The sequence below is a fragment of the Paenibacillus sp. Z6-24 genome, assembly GCF_054161335.1.
The window spans coordinates 1,615,509-1,636,105 of the sequence record NZ_CP096398.1 but is presented as its reverse complement, the minus strand read 5'-3'; the positions used below and the strand labels follow the sequence as shown (position 1 = coordinate 1,636,105).

The 20,597-nt window shown below is 46.2% G+C and carries 16 protein-coding genes; 1 reads left to right on the top strand and 15 read right to left on the bottom strand.

Features of this window, described 5'->3' with window-relative positions; translation table 11 throughout:
* Window positions 1-19: 19 nt before the first annotated feature.
* The 15 genes from M1D61_RS07135 to M1D61_RS07065 form a co-directional block, all read right to left on the bottom strand.
* Complete coding sequence (locus M1D61_RS07135) at window positions 20-1,414, bottom strand: UDP-N-acetylmuramoyl-tripeptide--D-alanyl-D-alanine ligase (protein WP_458121741.1); 1,395 nt, start codon at window positions 1,412-1,414, stop codon at window positions 20-22.
* Window positions 1,411-2,898, bottom strand: a complete 1,488-nt coding sequence (locus M1D61_RS07130; protein WP_458121740.1) for a UDP-N-acetylmuramoyl-L-alanyl-D-glutamate--2,6-diaminopimelate ligase — start codon at window positions 2,896-2,898, stop codon at window positions 1,411-1,413. Before M1D61_RS07130 ends, M1D61_RS07135 begins: the two co-directional genes overlap by 4 nt.
* A 109-nt stretch (window positions 2,899-3,007) precedes the next feature.
* Window positions 3,008-5,512 (bottom strand): penicillin-binding transpeptidase domain-containing protein, encoded by a 2,505-nt coding sequence (locus M1D61_RS07125; protein WP_458121739.1) that lies wholly within the window; start codon window positions 5,510-5,512, stop codon window positions 3,008-3,010.
* A 16-nt stretch (window positions 5,513-5,528) separates the two neighbouring features.
* A complete protein-coding gene (locus tag M1D61_RS07120) occupies window positions 5,529-5,939 on the bottom strand; it encodes a hypothetical protein (protein WP_458121738.1) in 411 nt (136 codons plus the stop codon).
* 21 nt (window positions 5,940-5,960) lie between these two features.
* Window positions 5,961-6,926: a 16S rRNA (cytosine(1402)-N(4))-methyltransferase RsmH gene (rsmH, locus tag M1D61_RS07115; protein ID WP_458121737.1), complete on the bottom strand. Its 966-nt coding sequence runs from the start codon at window positions 6,924-6,926 to the stop codon at window positions 5,961-5,963.
* Between the two features lie 20 nt (window positions 6,927-6,946).
* A complete protein-coding gene (gene mraZ / locus M1D61_RS07110) occupies window positions 6,947-7,384 on the bottom strand; it encodes a division/cell wall cluster transcriptional repressor MraZ (protein WP_458121736.1) in 438 nt (145 codons plus the stop codon).
* Window positions 7,385-7,697: 313 nt separating this feature from the next.
* On the bottom strand, window positions 7,698-8,543 hold the full coding sequence (locus M1D61_RS07105) for a DUF2785 domain-containing protein (RefSeq protein WP_458121735.1): 846 nt from the start codon (window positions 8,541-8,543) through the stop codon (window positions 7,698-7,700).
* A 123-nt stretch (window positions 8,544-8,666) separates the two neighbouring features.
* Window positions 8,667-9,929 (bottom strand): adenosylhomocysteinase, encoded by a 1,263-nt coding sequence (locus M1D61_RS07100; protein ID WP_458121734.1) that lies wholly within the window; start codon window positions 9,927-9,929, stop codon window positions 8,667-8,669.
* Window positions 9,930-10,273: 344 nt separating this feature from the next.
* A complete protein-coding gene (gene bshC, locus M1D61_RS07095; protein WP_458121733.1) occupies window positions 10,274-11,920 on the bottom strand; it encodes a bacillithiol biosynthesis cysteine-adding enzyme BshC in 1,647 nt (548 codons plus the stop codon).
* Between the two features lie 169 nt (window positions 11,921-12,089).
* A complete protein-coding gene (locus tag M1D61_RS07090) occupies window positions 12,090-13,859 on the bottom strand; it encodes an ABC transporter ATP-binding protein (RefSeq protein ID WP_458121732.1) in 1,770 nt (589 codons plus the stop codon).
* A gap of 21 nt (window positions 13,860-13,880) precedes the next feature.
* Window positions 13,881-14,735, bottom strand: a complete 855-nt coding sequence (locus M1D61_RS07085) for an ABC transporter permease (RefSeq protein WP_458122432.1) — start codon at window positions 14,733-14,735, stop codon at window positions 13,881-13,883.
* A 66-nt stretch (window positions 14,736-14,801) separates the two neighbouring features.
* On the bottom strand, window positions 14,802-15,734 hold the full coding sequence (locus M1D61_RS07080) for an ABC transporter permease (RefSeq protein ID WP_458121731.1): 933 nt from the start codon (window positions 15,732-15,734) through the stop codon (window positions 14,802-14,804).
* A 251-nt stretch (window positions 15,735-15,985) separates the two neighbouring features.
* Window positions 15,986-17,650 (bottom strand): peptide ABC transporter substrate-binding protein, encoded by a 1,665-nt coding sequence (locus tag M1D61_RS07075; RefSeq protein ID WP_458121730.1) that lies wholly within the window; start codon window positions 17,648-17,650, stop codon window positions 15,986-15,988.
* A gap of 199 nt (window positions 17,651-17,849) precedes the next feature.
* The gene (locus M1D61_RS07070; protein WP_046214742.1) at window positions 17,850-18,242 is read right to left on the bottom strand and encodes a DUF3397 domain-containing protein; all 393 of its coding nucleotides are present in this window, start codon (window positions 18,240-18,242) and stop codon (window positions 17,850-17,852) included.
* Entirely contained in the window at window positions 18,242-19,246 is a 1,005-nt protein-coding gene (locus M1D61_RS07065) for a ketopantoate reductase family protein (RefSeq protein ID WP_458121729.1), read from the bottom strand. The genes M1D61_RS07070 and M1D61_RS07065 overlap by 1 nt, the downstream gene beginning before the upstream one ends.
* Window positions 19,247-19,473: 227 nt before the next feature.
* Here M1D61_RS07065 and M1D61_RS07060 point away from each other — a divergent pair, with 227 nt between their 5' ends.
* Complete coding sequence (locus tag M1D61_RS07060) at window positions 19,474-20,580, top strand: hypothetical protein (protein ID WP_458121728.1); 1,107 nt, start codon at window positions 19,474-19,476, stop codon at window positions 20,578-20,580.
* Window positions 20,581-20,597: the final 17 nt, after the last annotated feature.

Genomic DNA, 20,597 nt, shown 5'->3' with positions numbered 1-20,597 from the left:
TTTCCTACTCCTCCAGCGCCTATGCGTTGCTTATTGAATCAGGCATCAGCGCCTGTATAACTTCTTCCAGTCTCATGCCTCTGGAAGCTTTGAATAAAATAACGTCCTTGCTGCGAGCTGTTTGCAGCAAATCATCGATCAATTCCGGTTTGGATGTGTAGGAACGGATAGCTTCCGGCGGCAAATGTCTGGCTGCGCCGCTGGCAATCGCTTTTCCCCGTTCTCCATAAGTCAGCAGCAAGTCTGCTTGTCCATCCACATATTCACCAATCTGCTCATGATAAGCAAGCTCTTCGGTTCCGAGTTCCAGCATATCCCCGAGCACAGCGATTTTGCGTTTGTATCCCTTGAGACTGCCCAGCACATCGATAGCTGCCTTCATGGAGCTTGGACTTGCATTGTAGGCATCATTGAGCAGGGTGATTCCGTCTCTGCCCTGCAGCATCTCGATTCGCATGCCAGTCAGTCGCAGCTTGGCAAAACCCTGACGAATCTGGGCTTCACTCAGTCCATATGCATTAGCCACCAGGATTGCAGCCATGGCATTGACCATATTATGCGCTCCCAGCACCGGCAGATTCCAGGCTTCTTCCGATAGCGCATTGGTTGTAAATATGGTGGACTGTTCCTGGGTCATCATTCCGGTAGCATACAGATCATTGTTATGCTCCATGCCAAACGTAACCTTGCGCATTTCCTGACTGACATATTGCGGTTCAGCCAGTACCTGCTTGAGCAGCGGCTCATCTCCATGGTATACGAGCAGACCCGAGGGTTTTAGACCATTTACAATTTCCAGCTTGGCACGGGCAATTTCTTCCCGGCTGCCGAGCTGCTCCAGATGGGATTCTCCGATATTGGTAATAACCGCTGTATCGGGGCGTGCAATATGGGACAGCAGCTCAATCTCGCCGCGTGCACGCATCCCCATTTCCAGAATCAAAATTTGCGTATCCCTAGGCATGGCCAGAATGGTCAGCGGAAGACCGATATGACTGTTGAAGTTGCCTTCTGTCTTGTGTACCCGATAGGCTTCTGTCATCAGGGCATAGATCATGTCCTTGGTCGTTGTCTTGCCGTTGGACCCGGTAATGCCGATTACTTGCGCCTCGGTACTGTCCAGATAAGCGCTGGCAAGCTGCTGAAGCGCCTCCAGCGTATTTTCGACGACAATAGTATTCCCGGTAGGTGGTGCGCCGTGATCCGCCTGCCACAGCGCTGCAGCGGCTCCATCTGCCAGCACCTGTCCTACCAGATCATGTCCATCCATCCGCTCCCCGATAATCGGGATGAACAGGCAGTTGTCATGCAGCTGTCTGGAATCAATAATGACGCCATGACAGAGCACCGATGGATCGCCGTTCAGCTGTCCGCCGCACATGTCTGCTATCTGACCAATAGTTGTGTTTATCACTTGAAAAGACCCCTTATCGCTTCTTTGGCTACCAGCCGATCATCAAAATCATGAACCTCCGTACCTACAATCTGATACGTCTCATGGCCTTTGCCCGCAATCAATAGTACATCGCCGGGTAGTGCCATTTCAACCGCTTTTTGAATCGCAGCACGCCGGTCGACGATCCGTTCATATTTATCTGCAGCCACCTGCTGTTCACGCAGTCCGGCTTCAATGTCATCCAGAATGGATTCCGGATCTTCGGTACGCGGATTATCCGATGTCACCAGCGTATAATCGCTGTATCTCGCAGCTACCTGTCCCATTAACGGACGTTTAGTACGGTCACGGTCACCACCACAGCCGAATACGGTCAATACCCGTCCTTCTGCAAATTCGGTAATTGTACGCAGTACATTTTCAAGTCCATCCGGTGTATGGGCATAGTCTACAATGACGGCGAATGGCTGTCCGGCATCAACCGCTTCAACACGACCATCTACACCAGGCATCTGCTCCAGACTCTCACGGATGCGCTCGAGCGGCACATTCTCGATCAGTGCTGCTGTAATTGCAGCCAGTACATTGTACACATTGAACTTGCCTACCATCTGAAGTGTGATATCTGTACTTCCGCGAAATGTATCCAGATGGAATGTGGTGCCTTTGGCTGTAATCTGGATACGGGATGCCAGTACATCTGCAGGCTGATCCACACCATATGTAATCACATCGGCAGCCGTAATACTGCGGAAATACGCTGCTGCCGGATCGTCGGCATTCAGCACCGCATATTTGCGTTCACACGGATCGACATCATAAGAGTTCCCCAAACGTGCAAAAAACAGCCCTTTGGCTGCCACATACTGTTCCATCGTCTCATGATAATCCAGATGATCCTGACTAATATTTGTAAAAATGGCTGTCCGGTAATCCGTACCTTTGACACGTCCCTGTTCCAGCGCGTGGGAAGACACTTCCATTACACAGCACTCTACGTCATTTTGTACCATCTCATGCAGCAGACGCTGAAGCTCCATCGCTTCTGGTGTGGTACGAGGCATCGGCACCGCTTTACCGTTATAACGCATTTCAATCGTTCCGATCAAGCCTGTATTGATATGATGATCATTCATAATACGCTCGATCAGATAAGAAGTTGTGGTTTTGCCGTTGGTTCCTGTAATTCCGATCATATTCAGCTTGCGGCTGGGATGTTCGTAAAATGCATCTCCCAGTACAGCCATCGCATGACGGCAACTGCTTACCAGCAGCTGTGGAATATCCAGCGGCAGAATTCTCTCCACCACCAGAGCCGCAGCACCTTGTTTCAATGCCTGTTCGGCAAAATCATGTCCATCTACCGTAAAGCCCGGCAGACAGATAAACAAATCTCCCGCCTTCACCTTGCGTGAGTCAATTTCCATGCCAGTAATGGAAACATCCGCAGCACCTTCAATGCGGGATGTAATAAGCAGGCTGGCCGCTTCAGATAACAACATAGCGATTCCTCTTTTCCAAAATTAATAACGATACCCGGCAGTCTCCGGATGAATAAAGGGACTTCCCCTCACCGATGAATGCCGGGTTATCATAATTAGCATTAACTCATTAGTTCGTTGGAGCCCCTGTAGGTTCCGGAATTTTGAGTGAACTTCCGGAGGTGCTCCCTTTTTCCTGTACAGAGCCGGCAGTCGTATCACTGCTGCCCGTCTCTGCTGTAGATGAATCGGTTGATGTACCCGTAGATTCGGAAGAAGCCGCCGATGACTCGGCAGATGCATCCGTCGATGAAGTGGATTTTTCGGTCGCTTTCCCGGTGGAATCTTTTTCTTTGGATTCGCTCGCTGCATCCTTATCTTCTGCAGGCTGGGTACCGTCTTTGGTGCCCAGTGCATTTTCTTCCGGATCATCAACGCCGGTCACTGTAGCTCTCGCCGACTTGAGCGTGAGAGTGATAATTCTCCGGCCATTGCCCGAAGATTCCACCTGCTCTGCCACATAACCCTGTCCTACGGTTGTAACCTCGACTTTCATCAAATTCAGAATCTCCAGCGCATCACGCAGCGATTCTCCTTTGAGATCAGGAATTTCCATTTTGGTCGGGTCTTCGGTCATCAGATATACACTCTGGCCGCCGTCCATTACCGAACCTACAGAAGGATACTGCTTGACGACTTTACTACCTGTACCTACCACTTTAAAGGCAATTCCGCTGGCAATCAGCTTTTTCTTGGCTGCATCCACCGTTTTACCGGTAAGTGTAGGTACATTATATACGGCAGGAGCCGGCGCAGAGGTTGGTGCTTTTTCTTTCTTCTGCGTCGCAATGTTATCGTTTGCTTTAGGAACACCCATGTACGGGAGCGCCTGGCTCACGATTTTCTTGAATACAGGTGCTGCGGCTGCACCGCCGCCCAGATTGGAATCGGCCGGTTGGTCAATCACAACGATCATAGCGATCTTCGGCTTGTCTGCCGGTGCGAATCCAATAAAGGAAACAACCTGCTTGGTATAGTCATACTTGCCGTTGATAACTTTGACTGCGGTACCGGTCTTACCAGCGACACGGTAACCATCAATGTAAGCATGACGGCCTGTTCCGATTTCCTGGTCAGATACAACCTGTTCCAGATAACCGCGTACTTTCTCCGATGTGGCGGCGTCAATCGTCTGACGCACTTCATGTACAGGAACATTGGTAGTAACACCTGTATTCGGATCAGTAATCGACTTGACCACATGAGGGGTCAGCAGCTTACCGCCATTGGCTACTGCAGATACACCGACCAGCTGCTGTAAAGGGGTAACCTGTACACGTCCGTGTCCATATGCTGCTGTGGCAACCTCTGTTTTGATATTTGGATCAAAAGTAATAGCACCCGGCAGTTCACCAGGCAAATCAATTCCGGTCTGAACACCAAATCCGAAAGCGTCAATATATTTGCGCAGTCGATCGGCTCCCAGCATTTCATAGCCGAGTTTGACAAAAGCTACGTTACTGGAACGCTTAAGACCTGTCAGGTAAGTGATAGGTCCCCAGCCGACACGGTTGATATCATGCAATGTCGTGCGGCCAACTTGAATAGTACCTGACTGGTAGGTTGCTTCTGGGTTAAACAGCCCTTCTTCGACTGCACCAGCAAGAGTAATAATCTTAAAAGTGGAGCCCGGCTCATATTCCGCTTTGATCCCAAGGTTTGTGAAATCCGACATTTCCTTGACCTCATTGAACTTGTTTGGATCAAATGTCGGCATATTCGCCATCGCCAGAATATCCATCGTATTCGGATCGGCAGCAATAACCGTTATGCTTTTCGGTTGGAGCTGCTTGTAGGCTTCTTTCATCGCCTGCTCCGTGTAATACTGGATTGTCTCATCAATTGTGAGTTTCAGATTGCTGCCATTCATAGCCGGCTGATACACATCCTGCGAATCCGGCAGTTTGTCATTCTGATTATCACGCTGATAACGGATCGAACCGTCTGTGCCTTTGAGCTGCTTATCGTAATAAGCTTCTATTCCGGCTACAGCTGCGCCGTCATTATTCGTATAACCAAGTACATGGGAAGCCAATTCATTTTTGGGGTAGTACCGCTTTGTTGTAACATTCAGCTGTACACCTACGTCATATTTTTTACCAGTTTTTTCTTTCAGTTCGGCGATCAGTGCACTCACCTGATCGGCTTTGTCCTGCGGAATCCTGCGACCGCCCGAGTTTAGCTCACGCCATACACGAAGCTCGCTTACAGGATTTTTGGCTGTGGGTGTGGTTTTGGATGTAGCCTGCTTTTCAATTTCACTTTCATCCGTGCCCAGGATCTCATGCAATCTGCTTACAATCTCATCCTTCACACCAAGTTCTGCAATCACTTTAGGATTAAGTACGACATCATAGGCAGGGGCATCCATCGCCAGTTTGTTACCGTTACGATCGGTAATTGTACCACGAACAGCAGAAATGGTACTTGTCTTTTCCCATTGTTTGACCGCATATTTATGCCAATCCGATCCTTGTACGACCTGAATCCAGAATACACGGATAATGAGTACAGCAAAAAAAAGGAGGATGCCTCCTCCTATGAGTAAAGCACGAAGTCTAATTCTTTTATCCACTGCCTGATCCCCCGCTTTAGTTGTTCACTTTAATATCCGTAGAGGTAGCGGTCGTTCCTTTTTCCCGTGATACCTGGATAGGTACAGTATCGGTAGGCTCTATGTAACCCAGAGCAGCTGCGCGCGTAACAATATCATTCTCAAGCAGATGTTGACGCAGTTCATTTTGTGTGGTCTGCTGCTGCAGCTTGGCTGTAGCACTCGCCATTTCCTGCGCATTTTTATTGATTTCATAGATGTACGCATAGCGCCAAACAATAATTCCTGCAATCGCAACACAGAACAGAACGGTTGCGAGATAAAGCATTTTTTCCTGAATCGACAGGGCAGATCGGCGTACAACCACTTTTGTCGTTTCACGATATTTCCGTACGACCTTTTCAGCCGGTTTTTGCTTAACGGCCAGGTTCCCGCGTGTATAAGCCATGTATCCGTCTCCTCACTGTATTTATTGTAGATTTTCTTTGTTTACTTTTTCGGCAACACGCAATTTGGCGGATCTTGCCCGTTTGTTACTCGTTACTTCCTCATCTGTTGGCAGGACCGGCTTGCGGTTGACCAGCTTCAGAACTCCTCCGTTGCTCACATAAATAGGGAAGCCCTGTGGTGCAACATCTTTTTCCAGATATTCTGCAAGAATTTGTTTGCACAGGCGATCCTCCAGAGAGTGGAACGTAATGACAGATACACGTCCGCCTGGTGCCAGACAGCGCACCGATTGATGAAGCGCTTCTTCGAAAGCACCCAATTCGTCGTTAACAGCGATCCGCAGCGCCTGAAAACTACGCTTGGCCGGATGTCCGCCTGTTCTTCTGGCTGCAGCAGGAATGCCTTCCTTGACAAGCTCTGCCAATTCCCCTGTCGTCTCGATCGGAGCTTCATTTCTCCGATTTACGATTACTTTGGCAATACGCTTTGAAAACTTTTCTTCGCCATATCGATATAGTATGCGGGCGATTTCTTGTTCAGGCCAGGTATTCACAATAGTCCGGGCGGTTAATTCGATGGACTGATCCATTCGCATATCCAGCGCAGCATCGTGATTATAGCTGAATCCCCTGTCAGCATCGTCGAACTGAGGTGAAGAAACGCCAAGATCAAACAGAATGCCGTCTACCTGCGGTACTCCATCTTTGACCGGCACTCCGGCTTCCAAAAGCTTTTCCTCCAGATGACGGAAGTTACTTTTGATCAGAGTGACTTTGTCCTCATATGGTGCCAGTACCGCTTTGGCATTATTCAGCGCAGTATCATCCTGATCAAACGCGATCAGTCGTCCACCCGCTCCCAGTTCAGCTGCAATTACCGAACTATGTCCTGCTCCCCCGAGCGTACAGTCGACATAGATTCCGTCAGGTTTGACCTGAAGTGCTCTTGTCGCTTCTTCTTTTAATACAGTGATGTGATGAAACAAGATGTAAACCTCCTAGACGATTACAGATCAAGATCAAAATCAACCAGCTTCTCAGCAATTTCGTTAAATGATTGTTCTGATTCGTTATAATATTGTTCCCATACAGCTTGGCTCCAAATCTCTACCCGGTTGGAGACACCGATAATGACACATTCCTTCTCCAGCCTGGCGTACTGCCTCAAATTGCCCGGCAGATTGACCCGCCCTTGCTTATCCCATTCTCCTTCCAGTGCTCCCGAGAAAAAGAAGCGTGTAAAAGCACGGGCATCAGCTTTCATTAGCGGTAAAGATTTAAGTTTTTGTTCCAGGAGAGACCACTCCTCCATGGGATAGACAAAAAGACAATGGTCCAGACCGCGGGTAACAACAAAGGATTGACCCAGAAGTTCGCGAAATTTGGCTGGAATAATAATCCGGCCCTTATCGTCAATGTTATGCTGAAATTCACCCATGAACATTGGCGGCTCACTCCTTTTACCCATTGTTCCCCACTATGTACCACTTTCCTCCACTCTATCTAGCATAATAGATTCGTCGTATAAAATCAAAACCCTTCTTTAAATGTCAATTTTTTTTGAAAAACGTAACTTTTTTTTAATCTTTATGTACATTAGCATATTGTTTTGCAAAAAAGCGCGCAAAAAGCCCGACTTTTTTATATCGGAAGAATCGTTCTTTTTGCTTAGTAACTTGCTTGAGAAATTTCTGATTGCTGTCTGACTGTTGAGAGTTTTTTTGAGGTTTTACATTTCTGCCTTATGAACCGTCCCCTTATATGTAATTCTCCATCAATGTATTTATCCCAATTTCTATCTTACTGGCTGTATGGACAAATTTGGGATTGCCATGAATACGAAAATAGAGACTTCCCAGAAAACTTTTAATATTGAATATAATTTTGTATTCTTCATTCCATACTTCGGTTTTGTCCCATTTCAAAAAGCTGCCGATCCAGTCTTCCACTTCTGCATCCGTCAGCTTTTGCTGATCAAACAGAATGACTGCTGCAGTTACCAGTCTTTCTTCTTCAAGGTTGGTATAGGTAACTTCTTTTGTACAGACAGCCGTCTTTATGGCTTCCAAAAATGCAATATAATCCTGCGGCGGCAGATCAATATAAAGAAATAATGCATGTATGGCATCTGCCGTATGAGCCAGTGTATGTGCCCATCCTTTATTTTCTACAAAACCTCTTCTATCTCTCTCTTTCCTGATGTAATGCAGAAGATTTTCCTTGATCTCCATCAGTTCATCTCGCTCCAGAAATGGACGGGCCTGATTTCTTTCCAGCAGCAGAGGGATCAACAAGACTGAAAAGGAACGTACAAAAACCGAATCGGTATTTGTCTCGCCTATGTTATAAAACAAATGTTCATGATTCAGCATGCTATCTTTTATGTAAGCCAGTATATTTTTGGACAGTTCTCCTGAAATAATCCAGTGCGCAAAAGTTGTATAAATAAGACCATCCCGCAGTTCGCTATCTGTTGATCCTATATGTCTAAGCATTAACTCGATAACCTCTTCAATATGATCACTTTTATCCAGCTTAAAGTCTTTTTGTTTAAGCATATTAAGTTTGTTTTTCAATATGTGCTCGTCCTGTGCCCTATTCATAACAAAACCTCCCTTTCGATCAGTCAAACAACACAGAAATGGATAATACATTTGCCATATTCTCAGACAAATATATTATCCATCTTCACTAACTATAAAATAACGATTTCGGTTCGACGGCTGTTAAGACCAGCTGTCCAGATAGGATTTCTGTGCATCGCTCAAAACGTCAATGCCAATGTCCAGGCTCTCCAGTCTGTAACGGGCCACCTGTTCGTCCAGTTCATAAGGTACACTGATGACGCCAGCACCCAGCTGCTTGTAATTTTCATTGACATAACGAAGGCCCACTGCCTGCAAGGCAAATGTCATATCCATGATTTCAGCCGGATGACCGTCTGCAGCACCCAGATTAACCAGTCTGCCTTCAGCAAGCAGATAAATGCGGCGGCCGTCCTGCATTTTGTATTCTTCGATGTTTTTGCGGGCGGTACGGATCGATACGGCGCGGGCTGCCAGATCCGGCTTGTTCGCTTCCACATCGAAATGACCGGCGTTACATACGATAGCACCATCTTTCATTACGTCATAGTGCTCGCCTACGATAACATCCTTATTGCCGGTTACGGTAATAAAGAAATCGCCAAGCGCTGCCGCTTTGATCATTGGCATTACATGGAACCCGTCCATATGGGCTTCCACCGCTTTGATCGCATCCACTTCAGTGACAATGACATTCGCGCCGAGTCCTTTGGCACGCATCGCCACCCCTTTGCCACACCAGCCGTAGCCGACGACAACAACCGTAGTACCGGCGATCATCAGGTTGGTCGTACGGATAATACCGTCAAATACGGATTGACCGGTACCATAACGATTATCGAACAGATGCTTGCAGTACGCATCATTGACAGCGACCATCGGCAGCTGGAGTGTGCCTTCTTTTTGCAGGGCTTTCAGGCGGATGATTCCTGTAGTCGTCTCTTCGGCGCCGCCGCGAATACCTTCCAGCAGATCCGGGCGCTCGCCGTGCATCAATGTAATCAGGTCTCCACCATCATCGATGATCAGATCCGGGCGGGTCTCCAGTGCATGCAGGACCAGATTTTTGTATTCGGCAGGGTCCGGATTGTATTTGGCAAATACGGTGATTCCGTCTTCAACCAGTGCCGCACATACATCATCCTGTGTAGACAGCGGGTTGCTGCCGGTAATGGTTACTTCCGCGCCGCCTGCCTTGACCACTTTGGCCAGGTAAGCCGTTTTGGCTTCCAGATGCAGACAGATCGTAACTTTCAGTCCCTTGAAAGGAAGATCACGTTCAAATTCTTCGCGAATCCGGTTCAATACCGGCATATGGGAAGATACCCACTCAATTTTACGGTGGCCTTCCGGAGCAAGCGCCATATCAGCGACGATGCTGTTTTGAAGGGATGGCAATGTCATATTCATTTCTCCTCTGCATATAGATAATTCCAGCTCATTATTATAACCCACTGATAGTTCCATTTAAAGGCATACCTATCCAAGAAGCAATCTTTATTTCTTCTTTCACCACTCCTGCTGTAGTATTCAAACGGGATACAGATACTATTCATACTGCTTGGCCCATGTCCATTTCCACATAAAAATAGAGCATCTCCCGACGAGAATGCTCTATTTGATATGCATTGCAGTTATGAATCCGATCTGTTGTAGGAGGTGTCCTCAACAGCCTGATCGGATGCGGAATATCCACCGTTTGTCATGCATTATAGTGGTAAAGTAACTCCACTTGTCGCATGCATCATTTACATGTAGATCAAGCGGTGCCCGCCATCCAGATCAGGCTCGATACACAGCAGCTGATCCAGCCACTGCTCACCATACCGACCCAGATAATAGTAGCTGTTGATCGTACGTTCCTGCGGCTTGCCAAAAGGATACAGCGAATGAGCAATGCGATCCAGTCTGCGCAGTCCCACTTCGTGCTGCTTGGCTACCGCGTTGCTGCTTTTGCGATGCAGGTATTCAATCTGCGCTTCGATCTTGTGCTGATTGGTCTCGGCGATATGAGGCAATGATGGATCCACCTCAGCCAGAGATTCAATAAACGGCATATATATCTGATCAAATTGGCGTCTCAGTTCTGCGAAACGCTCGTCCAGATGGTAATCTTCTTGTTCGGACAACCATTTTTCTCTTACTTCTCCAAACCGCTGCCGCACATCATCAAAAGAAAGATCGAACTGCTGCATCAGCATTTGAATTTTCTCTTCTACCATCGTAAAGGACATCCGCGGCAAAATCGGCGGCATCTGCAGATCCAGAATCTCAAATGCCTGATGAGTAAGCGCCCAATAGGCAATCTCTCCGGTACCCAGAATCGTACTCAATACGGGGAAAAGGGATTCCTGCATCAATGGACGGGTCAGTACATTGTTGCTGAATCGCTCGGGGTGTTGTTCCAGTATGTCCAGCAGTTCATCTGGTGTAAATGTCACCAGACCTTTGCGATCGGTGAACATGCCGTCACGCTTGAACAGCAGTATCCGCTCATTGGTATAAATTTCATCACTATGGATATAAAACAGATTGGCACTTTCCTCGGCAACTGTCGCCTGTTCTTCATAGCCAAGTGCACGCACTTTCTCCGCTGCTGCCAGATAAGCTTGTGTCAGTTGATCATTCTGCTGAATCATTTTGCGGAATACAGGAACTTCCAGTCGGCGCAGCTGTGGATCATCTGAATCCAGCAGCACCACACCAAAGCGTCCAAACAAACGTCCCAGCTGTTTGGCAAATGCCCCGCTTAGATTGTCTGACTGCTCCATATACTTACGCAGCTCCTGAATCCATTCACTCTTATGTTCACTGTCAGGCAGCAGGCTCTCGAACTGCTTCAGTACACCTTCCGTATGACTGCGGTCGATGGATGTACGACTTACCGGTGAATGACCTCCACGTTCATGATCCATACGGATTTTGACCGCCTGGCCGTCACGATCGGGAAGATACGTATGATTCACTTCATCCCAGTCATGATCTTCACCGGCAATCCAGAACACAGGCACTACAGGCCGGTTCAGCCTGGCTGCCGCTTCCCGTGCACCAAGAATCAAGGTTACTACTTTATAAATAACCAGAAGCGGACCTGTAAACAAACCACTCTGCTGGCCGCCGACCATCGTCAGCGTCTCCTCCTGACGAAGCAGCTCCAGTGATTTGTGGACTTCTTCATGATTATTGTGTAAATGATTATAGGATTCCAGACAATCTACCAACGCTCCACGTTCCATCCGGGAGTGCTTACTCTGATCCAGCCATGCTGCACGCTGAACCCACGTCTGCGGATCAGTAACTTTCATATTATACAAGCTGCTTACCGATGCAAAATCATTCATATACCGCTCTGCGAGCGGCTGATTCGCAGGTAGCCTCTCCGGGACTACATTCATGGGGTAAGGTCCTCCTCATCGTTGTTACTTATTGTAACTTCTATACCTTATATGATTGTAACGAAAGTATAGCCGTTTAGTCAAAGAAATCAGCATACTTTTTTACTTTTTGAAATAAAGAAAAAAACCGTCATAATATATGACGGTTTTTATATAAAACGATTATAAATTAAGCAAGCGGCTGAGCCACCCAGTGTCCTGGAGATACTTCCAACAGCTCGGAATTTTCCAGATTGAAAGGATCTTTTGGAGTACCAGGGTTAGCGGACTCTACAGGCGCCTGCTGCTCATCCGGCAGCAGAATTCTGCGCTTGTTAACTTCCACATCCGGATCAGGGATTGGAATTGCAGACAGTAGTGTTTTGGTGTAAGGATGCAGCGGATTCGCATACAGCTCTTCACTTTCTGCCAGTTCTACAATTTTACCCATGTACATAACAGCTACACGGTCACTGATATGTTTTACCATGGACAGGTCATGGGCAATAAACAGATAGGTCAGACCAAGACGCTGCTGCAGTTCTTCCAGCAATTTAACAACCTGTGCCTGAATCGATACGTCCAGTGCGGACAGCGGCTCATCACAGATGATGAATTTTGGATTAACAGCCAGCGCACGGGCAATCCCGATTCTCTGTCTTTGACCACCGGAAAATTCATGCGGATAACGGGTAGCATGACTCGCCGTCAGTCCTACCATATCCAGCAATTCTTCTACACGTCTTTTGCGTTCTGCACGGCTTCCCGCCAGTCCATGAATATCCAGAGACTCTCCGATAATATCCATAACGTTGAAGCGTGGGTTCAGAGATGCATATGGATCCTGGAAGATCATCTGCATATCTTTACGCATCGCTTTCATTTTACGTGGAGAAAGGCTGAAAATATCCGTTCCGTTAAATTTAACACTTCCTCCAGTCGGCTCATACAGACGAAGCATCGTACGACCTGTTGTCGACTTACCACAACCGGATTCACCTACGACCCCAAGTGTCTCACCTTCATAGATTTTGAAGCTGATATCATTAACGGCTTTGAGGACGTTGCCTTTGCCCAGGTTGAAGTGTTGACGAAGATTCGTAACTTCTACCAGAGGACGAGTCGGGTCCAGACCGGCAATGGCAGATACCATTTTCGGTTTTTTCGGCTCATCCAGACGAGGCAGTGCGTTCAGTAGGCGCTTGGTGTAAGGATGCTGAGGGTTTTTGAAAATCTCGGATGTTGTACCTGTTTCTACAACATCGCCTTCTTTCATAACCACGACGCGATCACACATGCCTGCTACGACACCCAGGTCATGCGTAATCAGAATGATGGATGTCCCCAGCTTTTGCTGCATGTCTTTCATAAGGTCCAGAATCTGGGCCTGAATCGTAACGTCCAGTGCTGTAGTCGGCTCATCTGCAATCAGCAGGGATGGACGACATGCCAGTGCAATCGCGATCATCGCACGCTGACGCATACCACCCGAGAATTGGTGCGGATAATGGTTGAAACGAACTTCCGGATTTTTGATACCAACCAGTTTGAGCATCTCCAGTGCAGAAGCTTTGGCTTCTGTTGAAGACATTTTCTGATGCTTGCGCAGTACTTCTGTAATCTGCTTGCCGACTTTGATGGTCGGGTTTAGAGAAGTCATTGGATCCTGGAAGATCATACCGATATCTTTACCACGGATTGATTCCATTTGCTTATCGGTTTTATGAAGCAGGCTCTCGCCCAAAAAAGTGATTTCTCCACTTTTAATCTTAGAAGGCGGAGAAGGAATCAGACGCATAATGGTTTGAGCCGTTACACTTTTACCACTACCGGATTCCCCAACAATACCCAGCGTCTCTCCTTTGCCAATTTCAAAATTGACATCTTTTACGGCATTAAATTCACCTGCACGAGTACTGAAAGACACGCTCAAATTCTTGACTGTTAAGATTTTCTCCACTTAGCCCACCTCCTATAGATTTTATTTTCTCAGTTTCGGATCCAGCGCGTCTCTCAGACCATCACCCAACAGGTTGAATGCCAGCATAGTGATACAGATCAGACCAGCAGGGAACCACATACGCCAAGGATACAGATTCCATCCCTGCAGTGCATCATTGATCATCGAACCCAGAGAAGATACAGGCGCCTGTACACCAAGACCCAGGAAGCTCAGGAAAGCTTCGGCAAAGATTGCACTTGGTACCGACAATGTTACCGTTACGATAATAGGTCCCAATGCATTTGGCAGCAGGTGTTTGAATAATTGACGGCTGCCACTTGCACCCATGGAACGTGCTGCCAGGATAAAGTCACGATTTTTCAGCTGCATAATCTCACCGCGTACAATCCAGGACATGGTTACCCAGCCGGTTACAGCGAGTGCGAAAATGATAGTTGTCAATCCTGGCTCCATAACAACCAGCAGCAGGATGACGATTAGCAGATAAGGAATGGAGTACAAAATCTCGGAGATTTTGTTCATCACTTCATCGACGCGGCCACCTTTATAACCCATAACAGCGCCATAAATGATACCGATAATAAGGTCAATCAGTGCTGCAGAGAAACCAACGATCAGGGAAATACGAGCTCCCATCCACGTACGAACCCACATGTCACGGCCCAGGTTATCCGTGCCAAACCAGTGTTCTGCCGACATTGATTTATTCGTGTTCATCAGATCATTACTATAATAATTATATGGCACCATGTGCGGACCAATAATAGACATCAAAATAATAATAAAGAGTATAACCAAACTAATCATGGCAACAGGATTACGGGATAAACGATACATGGCATCCTGCCACAACGATACACTTTTTTGCTGAATAGTCGGATCGCTCGCCGTATCAGCAGTTGCATTATTCGGATTTTGGTTTCCAGTAGCTGCCAACGGTTAAGCCCCCTTTCTTCCAGACAGTTTGATGCGCGGATCAACCAGCACATACAAAATATCTGTTATAAAACGTGCAAGCATCAGAATTACACCATAGAAAATGGTTACGCCCATAATCATTGTATAATCACGGTTGGTAATACTTTCAACGAACACTTTACCAATACCACCAATACCAAAGATCTGCTCAATAACAACAGAACCCGTAATAACATTGGCAGTCATAGGCCCTACATAAGTAACAACCGGTAAAATACCGTTACGTACAACGTGACGAGTCATAATCGTAAAGCCATTCAGACCTTTGGCTTTGGCTGTTTTGATATATTCGGAGTTCAACACTTCCAGCATGCTGGAACGGGTCAAACGCGCGATAAATGCGATCGGTTGTACCGCCAAAGCGGCTACCGGAAGCACAAAATCACTAGGCTTGCTAAAGCCCATTACGTTAAACCAGCCCAGCTTGAGGGCAAACAAATACTGAATGAGCGTCGCAAGCACAAAGCTTGGTACCGCAATCCCTACAATTGCCAAAATCATAGCTACATGGTCAATCAGCTTGCGATGATACAAAGCCGCAATCAGACCAAGCACAATTCCGACAATAATTGAAATGATAATTGCAAAAATACCAATCTGCAAAGAAGGCTTAAAGGTTTGAGCAATCCGTCCGGTAACATCCTGATTCTGATATTTCATCGAAATACCAAGATCTCCTTGAATAATATTGCCCAGATAACGTACATACTGCACAGGAATTGGTTGATCCAATCCGTATTGCGCCATCAGACGTGCTTTAATCTGAGGCTGCACTGCTCTTTCTGACATGAAAGGATCCCCTGGAATGACTTTCATCAGAAAAAATGTCAGTGATACCAGAATAAATAGAGACACTAGCATAAAAAGAAACTTGCCGGCAATATACCTAACCATTCTTCTGGAACCCTCCTTTGTGTATTTTTTTATGCGCTACGTTGAACCATGATATTCCTTTTACTATTCATAAAAAGCAAAATTGCGATTCATATTATTTAATAGAAACAAGTAAAAACTTGCAATATTCAAAGTTAGAAAAAGCAATATATGGAAAAACAACAAACACACATAAAAGCGGGATATATATGGTTGGAAAATCTCCACATATATCCCGCAGCAATCATCTAACTGCCAAATTCATTATTGAATTATTCGAAATACGCTTTGGAGAAGTCAACTGCTCCACTGAAATCAACAACGATTCCTTTAAGGTTAGGTTTTACAAGGGAAATACTAGTGTAGTAGTAGATTGGCATAATAACCATATCGTCTTCAACCAGTATTTTCTCTGCTTGGGACATATCAGCCATACGTTTTGCACTGTCTTGAGTTGCTTTTGCATCATCAATCAGTTTGTCGTATGCCGGATTTGCATAACCAGCATTGTTGTTACCACCATCAGTTACCCACATGTCCATAAATGTCATTGGATCATTGTAGTCAGCTGTCCAACCAGCACGGGCAACTTGGAAGTTACCACTTTGACGGTTGTTCAGGAATACGCTCCACTCCTGGTTTTCGGTTTTAACATCTACACCCAGGTTGGTTTTCCACATATCAGCAATCGCCAGAGCGATTTTTTGGTGAGCTTCACTGGAGTTGTAAATCAGTGTGATTGGAGGCAGAGTTGTGTAACCTTCCTCTTTCATACCTTCTTCAAGCAGTGTTTTTGCTTGTGCTGCATCTTCTTTGAAATAGCTGTCTTTGTGCTCAGCACGGTATTCGTCAGTTTGGCCTTTGATACCCGGAGGTACAAAACCAAATGCCGGAATTTGGCCGCCCAGTGTTACATTGTCAACGATCGCCTGGCGATTGATGGACATTGCAAACGCTTTACGGATTTTTGCGTTATCGAAAGGTTTTTCTTTGTTATTAAATTCATAGTAGTACGTGCTTGCAATACCTTTTGCCTGGAATTGATCCGGGAATTGTTGTTTTGCAGCAGGGATCTGGTCGGTTGGAATCTCGCCAGTTGGTGCACCAGCATAATCAAGCTGGCCGCTTTGATAACTGGAATACTCGGTTGCGCCGGAGTTAACCAGGGAAGCCGTAATCGTATTCAATTTGATTTTATCTTTGTCCCAGTACTTATCGTTTTTGGTCCAAGCCAGTTGTTGGCCTGTAGTCCATGTTGTCAAAGTGAACGGTCCGTTAGTAACCATAGTGTCTGCTTTTGCAGCCCATTTGTCATTAGCTTCAACGTTCTTTTTGTTAACCGGGTAGTATGTGTAGAAAGAAGTCAGACCCAACCAGTAAGGTGCAGGATTCTCAAGGGTTACCTCAAGTGTCTTCTCGTCAACAACTTTTACGCCAACCTGGGAGAAATCTTTGATTTTGCCAGTGTTAAACGCTTCACCATTTTTCAGGTAGTAAAGCTGGTAAGCATATTCAGATGCCGGAGCAGTGTCTGGGCTCAGAACGTGTTCCCATGCATAAGCGAAATCTTCCGCTGTTACAGGTTCACCGTTGTTCCAAGTTGCGTTATCACGAAGGTGGAAAGTATATTTCAGACCATCTTCGGATACATCCCATTTCTCAGCAACGCCAGGAGCGGGGTTGCCATCTGCACCCATACGGGTCAGACCTTCGTACATCAGCTTCAGAGCCGTATTTGTCTGGCTGTCTTTTGCTTGAGCCGGATCAAAAGTAGGAGGTTCTGCGCTCATGTTAATACGTAAATCCTGTGTTGCAGTACCTTCTCCTGCTTGTCCACTTGTACCTGTACCACTTTCAGAACCGCTGCCGCAAGCTGCAAGCAAGGTGCTAAAAGCTAGTACGAGGGTCATAAGTACTAACCAACTTTTCTTTTTCATCTAGCAGTTTCCCCCTAAAAAATGTGGTATATGTTTATTGATTATACAACCAGTGGTCAAAAAAATCTATATCTTAATCTTAAAAAAAGCGTTTTTTTTCGGTTTTTTCAACAAATTTATCACATGTGTGAGCATATTAGGCTTCATCTCACGAAGGAATACCTGACATCAAGCAAAATTATTCCAATTTTCGACACGTTTATCGTGTTATGTATTGCAGAATTGCGATCAAAAGCAGCACGATGTAACCTAAGCTCAAAAATAGAAACGATAAACGCCAGACCGCCCGGAAAAGTCGTTGGAAATCCACTTTCCCTTTTAACCGATTCTGTGCGCTGCCTATAATACCGATCGCCAACAGCAAAATTAACAAAAATATGTAAAATCCCATTTGGCTGTTGAATATGATGTTAAATAATGCGGCTACCGAAATATAAAGGAAAGGCGTTGTCACATCCATTGCATTTCCGATCGCTTTCTTTTTCGGCTCTTTCTTAAAACGGCTGATGAGGTATGCAGCCAGGAAAGGAATAAAGGGAACGAGACTCAAGAAAATCGCTCCATTTAGCAGCCACCCAAAAAATCCTCCCATTAATCTGCCTCCTTTGTGGTCATTGCCTCAATCAGGGCGCACACCCATTCATGCCCAGGTGCTGCAGTCTGATGACGCCGGCCAATCTCGACGATACTGCCATTTATCCATCCAATCTCGGTTCTTCGGCCCTGCTGTACATCAGCAAGCATGGAAGAGGTATTGGATGCTGTCGCACGGCATACCTGTAAGATATCATTCCACAGTGATTCTGACCATTCTATATCTGCTTTGTCATATACCTGAATCGCTTCTTTATAGAGCCTTTTCATCACCGATGTTCGCTCGGGACTCTGCAAAAGCTCTCCATTAGGTATACGCCACAAAGCTGTAAGTGGATTAATCACCGCATTGATCATCAGTTTCCGGTATATGGCCATCTCGATATTATTCGACATCGAGGCATTAAGTCCTGCTTTAGTCCATAAATTTAATAACAAAAGTATAGCGTCCGATTGCCCATTCTCTGCACCCTTCGATTTATCTCCTCTGTCTGCAGTACTGTGACCTTGGACCAATCGGCCGATTACCGTCTCTCCATACCCGGAATGGACTACCGCATAGGCTGATGGTTTCTTGGCGCCCTCTGTTGTAATGCCTGCATAAACCTGCCATTGATCACCCCATAGATTATCCATCCTTATCCCATTCTGAAAACAGATAATGGCAGTCCGCTCGGATGCACGTTTTCTCAGCTGACGAACAAAATCAATTGTGAGATGAGTCTGCTTTACGGTCACTAGAATAACGTCAGCTTTTTGATCCTGATCTGCCTGCCGAATGTCCGATACTGGTTTTACGCTTCCTTTTGCCGGAATCGTTAGACTATCCATAAAAGAAACAGAATCGGCAGATGGATAAAACTGTACCCCTTGCTCGCGGATCAGCGATGCCTGTTCCTCGGTACGTGTCCATAGATTCAGCTGGATCTCTTCTTCTGTCAGCGCCAATTTACTATAAAAGAGCAAGCCAAGAGAGCCTGCTCCAAAAATATCAATAATCATGTGATTCCCTCCGAACATGGTATACGATAAAATAAGAATAGCTGAGTCAGGAATAACCCTATTCCATAATACTCATTCACTGCATGGTACACGATTAAAACCAACAACAGCTATATGTATACATAACCGCAGTTTTGGCTGCTATCCTGCTGCACCATTGACCGCGCAAACCGAATAATGAATTTATTTGCAGGAACAATATTAATTATACAGGGAGGAAACGATAGATGAAACCCATTTACGCTGCCTGTGTCGTTTGCTTCTCTCTTACTACTGCTATACTGGCACCTTTTACCATGGTAAATGCTGCTGCTCCTTCCATTGAATCTGCAGCACAGCTTGATCCGCAGACCCGTCAGCTGCTGGAAGACAGCCTTTCGGTAAATGAACTGGATCAAGAGATCCAGCGAATTGGTCAGGAAGAACAGACGGCCCGTACCAAGTATGTGCAGCTGGAACAGCAGGCTGTTACGAGTCAGCAGCAGCTCAGCGATGCCAAACTGCAATCCGATAAAGTACTGGTTGCCTACTATACCGGGGAACGCGAACAATTGCGCAATGCATTCTGGGCGGCAGGAAGTATCTCCGGTGTTATTGCCTTTTATGAATATTACAAAATGATTCTGGATCATGATCAGAAAATTATGGCTGATTATCGATCACAATATGAACAGATCCAATCGATACGAAGCGATTTACTGCGTACATCTGCTGAATTGACGGATATCGGCGACCGACTAAAGCAGCAGAGACAGCGGGTCGCCTCCCTTCAGACTCGAATTCACAGCGGCCTTGCTTCCAGTTCCGAGCCGGCGACTGCCCGGCAGCTCATAGAAGAGATGAATGCTTACTGGAAAAATATCGGTCTATACGAAGTAAAAAACTATTTCCGTGCACTGGCGCAATCCATGCAGCAATTTCCGGACTTTCTCCAGTCACAGCCCGGTGCAATCCGGATCAACGGCAGGCAGTATACCATTGTGATCGAGCAGAAGCAGCTCAACGATTTTCTGCATCATACTGCCGGACTACCGGACAGTCTGCAGTTTAACTTTGAACAGGATCGACTTGTTGTCACTGGACAGGAAGGCCAGCTGTCTCTGAAAATTATCGGACATTATGAAATCGAGAATACTACGCAGAATGTGATGCGCTTCCGGGTCGATCAGCTTGTGTTTAACGGCTTACGTTTACCGGAGACGACATGTACCATGCTGGAAAATGAATTTGATCTTGGATTTTATCCTGAACAGATTATTCCCTATCTCAAAGCCACTTCAGTCGCTATTGTACCTCAATCCATGAATGTGCAGCTGGAATTATCACTGAACTAAAGTATAGTGCATTGCTA